General features: G+C 75.0%; 4 protein-coding genes and 1 pseudogene. 1 reads left to right on the top strand and 4 read right to left on the bottom strand.

Going from position 1 to position 2,895, the window contains the following annotated elements:
• From ICW40_RS20155 to rimP, 4 genes are all read right to left on the bottom strand, one after another.
• Positions 1–279 (bottom strand): translation initiation factor IF-2 N-terminal domain-containing protein (locus tag ICW40_RS20155; RefSeq protein WP_221655756.1); only part of this gene is annotated, 279 nt, incomplete at its 3' end.
• Positions 280–462: 183 nt separating this feature from the next.
• Positions 463–666, bottom strand: coding sequence for a DUF448 domain-containing protein (locus tag ICW40_RS20150; RefSeq protein ID WP_374199192.1), 204 nt, complete (start codon positions 664–666; stop codon positions 463–465).
• Between the two features lie 131 nt (positions 667–797).
• Positions 798–1,853 (bottom strand): transcription termination factor NusA, encoded by a 1,056-nt coding sequence (nusA, locus tag ICW40_RS20145; protein WP_221655754.1) that lies wholly within the window; start codon positions 1,851–1,853, stop codon positions 798–800.
• Positions 1,853–2,368, bottom strand: coding sequence for a ribosome maturation factor RimP (gene rimP / locus ICW40_RS20140; protein ID WP_308121937.1), 516 nt, complete (start codon positions 2,366–2,368; stop codon positions 1,853–1,855). Before rimP ends, nusA begins: the two co-directional genes overlap by 1 nt.
• Positions 2,369–2,521: 153 nt before the next feature.
• On the opposite strand from rimP, the pseudogene ICW40_RS20135 reads away from it, so the two are divergent.
• Positions 2,522–2,895, top strand: a pseudogene (locus ICW40_RS20135) (hypothetical protein); the annotation flags it as partial.

Genomic DNA, 2,895 nt, shown 5'->3' with positions numbered 1-2,895 from the left:
CTGCTGGGGTGCCGCGGGAGCGGCGGGCGTAGCGGGGGCCGCCGCCGCCGGGGCGGACGGTGCTGCAGGGGCCGCCGGCGCGGGGCGCGCTGCGGGCTTGCGGGGTGCCTGCTCCTGCGACCCCGCGGGGTAGGCGTCGCGCAGCTTGCGCACGACGGGCGGTTCGATGGTCGACGACGCCGACCTGACGAACTCTCCGAGCTCGTTGAGCTTGGCCATGATGGCCTTGCTCTCGACGCCGAGCTCCTTGGCGAGCTCGTAGACGCGGACCTTTGCCACAACTCTCCTGTCTCGGCCCGCCCCGGACAGGGTGGACCGTCGTTAGTGCTGGGTACTCATCGCCGGGTACTCATCGGGTGCCCATCGGCTTCCAACCCGCTTTCCTTCTCGATGAACGACGGACGTGCTGCTGGTCGTGCGGGTCCTGCTCTCGTGCTCGTCCTGCGACCTGTCCTGGGACGGTCATCGCGTCGACGTGCGCGCGGCCTCGAGGTGCTCACGGACCGAGGCGGTGTCGAGCGGACCGGTGCGCAGGGCACGCGGGAGAGCACGACGCCGTTCGGCGAGGTCGAGACATGCCAGGTCGTCGTGCACCCAGGCACCCCGACCAGGCATGCGGCGACCCGGGTCGACCACGGCGCGCACGCCGTCCTCGTCCCGGACCACCCTCAGGAGGACGGACCGGGGACCCCGCTGCCGGCACCCCACGCACGTGCGGACCGGCCCCTCGACGGGACCCCGTGCACGATCGGGACGCCGGACGCGTGGTCCAGCCTCGACCAGTCTAGCGCGATCGGTCACGAACCGGGACCCGAGGGCTCCTCGTCGACCTCCGGGCGCCCGCCCTCGTCGGAGCGGATGTCGATGCGCCACCCCGTCAGCTTGGCGGCGAGGCGTGCGTTCTGCCCCTCCTTGCCGATCGCGAGCGAGAGCTGGTAGTCCGGCACGACGACGCGCGCGGACCGCGCCGCGAGGTCGACGATCTCGACCGACGACACGCGGGCGGGCGAGAGCGCGTTGCCGACGAGCTCGGCCGGGTCGTCGCTGTGGTCGATGATGTCGATCTTCTCGCCGTGGAGCTCGGCCATCACCGCACGGACCCGCGCGCCCATCGGGCCGATGCAGGCGCCCTTCGCGTTGAGCCCGGCCACCGACGTGCGCACGGCGATCTTGGTGCGGTGCCCCGCCTCACGCGCGATCGCGGTGATCTCCACGGACCCGTCGGCGACCTCGGGCACCTCGAGCGCGAACAGCTTGCGCACGAGGTTGGGGTGCGTGCGGGACAGCGTGATCGAGGGGCCCTTGGGCCCGCGGGACACGTCGAGGACGTACGCGCGCAGGCGCTCGCCGTGGACGTAGCGCTCGGTGGGCACCTGCTCGTGAGCGGGCAGCACGGCCTCGGTGCCGCGCACGGCGACCAGCACCGTGCGGGGGTCACGGCCCTGCTGGATGACGCCCGCGAGCACCTCGCCCTCGGTGCCGCGGAAGCTGCCGAGCACCTGCTCGTCCTCCGCGTCGCGCAGCCGCTGGACGATGACCTGGCGCGCGGTCGCCGTGGCGACCCGGCCGAAGCCGTCGGGCGTGTGGTCGAACTCCGGTCCGAGCTCGGGGGCCGGCGGCGCGACCCCGGGCTCGTCGTCGGCGGCGGCCGAGGCCTCGGGCTCCAGGCGCTCGCGCGCCCAGACCGTGACGTGGCCCGAACGCCGGTCGACCTCGACCCGCGCGTCCTCGAGCGCACCCGGGGTGCGGTGGTAGGCCGAGAGCAGCGCCTGCTCGATGGCGGAGACCAGCGTGTCGATGCTGATGTCGCGCTCGTGCTCGACGAGCCGCAGCGCCGTCATGTCGATGTCCATCAGGCGGGACCCTCCTCGTCGTCGTGCACGTCGGTGCCCGGCACGTCGGTGCCGTCGGCACCCAGGCGGTTGAGCTCGACCTCGACGCGTCCGCGCGCCACCCGGGCCGGCTCGACGGCCGTCCGCTCGGCGACGCCGTCGGGCGTGGGGTCGAGGACGTAGCGGTCCGGCTCCGCCTCGACGAGCCGGCCGGTCAGGGTCGACCCGTCGTGCAGCGCGAGGCGCACGAGCCGTGTGCGCGCACGACGGAAGTGGCGCAGCTCGGTCAGGGGCCGGTCGGTGCCCGGCGAGGAGACCTCGAGGACGTACTCGCCGCGGACCGGGTCCGCCGCGTCGAGGGCCGCGGAGATGGTCCGGGAGACCTCGCCGACGGTGTCGAGGTCGAGGCTGCCGACGGCGTCCTCGTCGAGGTCGAGGACCACGCGGACGACGGTGCGGCGGCCCGCCGGGGCGACGGCGACGTCCTCGAGGTGGAGCCCGGCGGCGGTGACGGCCGGCTCGACGGCCTCCCTCACACGCTGTGCCGGTGTCGGCCCGGAGCTCGCGGGCGTGACCATGTTCGCCTCCCGTGGGTCGTGGCGGGCCACCCGACGTGGATACGACCCTCTGGACTTGTCGCGCCCAGCCTAACGACTCGCCGGGGGTGCGGCGTGGCAGGATCGGCCGCGATGAGCCCCCGCCCGACCCGTGACCGCCCCCTGCCCGCGGGCCTCGCCCTGCTCCTGGCGGCGGTGCTGGTGCTCCTGCCGGGCTGCGGCCTGCGGCTCGAGACGCCCGCGCCGCGTGCCCCCGAGCCCGACGCGACCGAGACCGTGCGCCAGCGCACGACGGCGGACGCGCTCGCGCTCGAGGTGCTCGCGCGCTCCCTCGCGGACTCGGGCGGCGATCCCGGCGTGGTCGCCGCGGCGACCACCGTGGCTGCCGCGAGCACCGCCCACCTCGACGCCCTCGGGGGCCTGTACGTGCCGTTCCCCGACGCGACCGAGCCCCCGGCCCCGGCCGACGACGCGACCGTCGACCCCGACCCCGCGACCCCCGACCC

The organism is Actinotalea ferrariae, from assembly GCF_019733465.1.
Classification (GTDB): Bacteria; Actinomycetota; Actinomycetes; order Actinomycetales; family Cellulomonadaceae; genus Actinotalea; species Actinotalea ferrariae_A.
The sequence above is the reverse complement of the archived record's forward strand: the minus strand, read 5'-3'. Positions and strand labels throughout refer to the sequence as shown.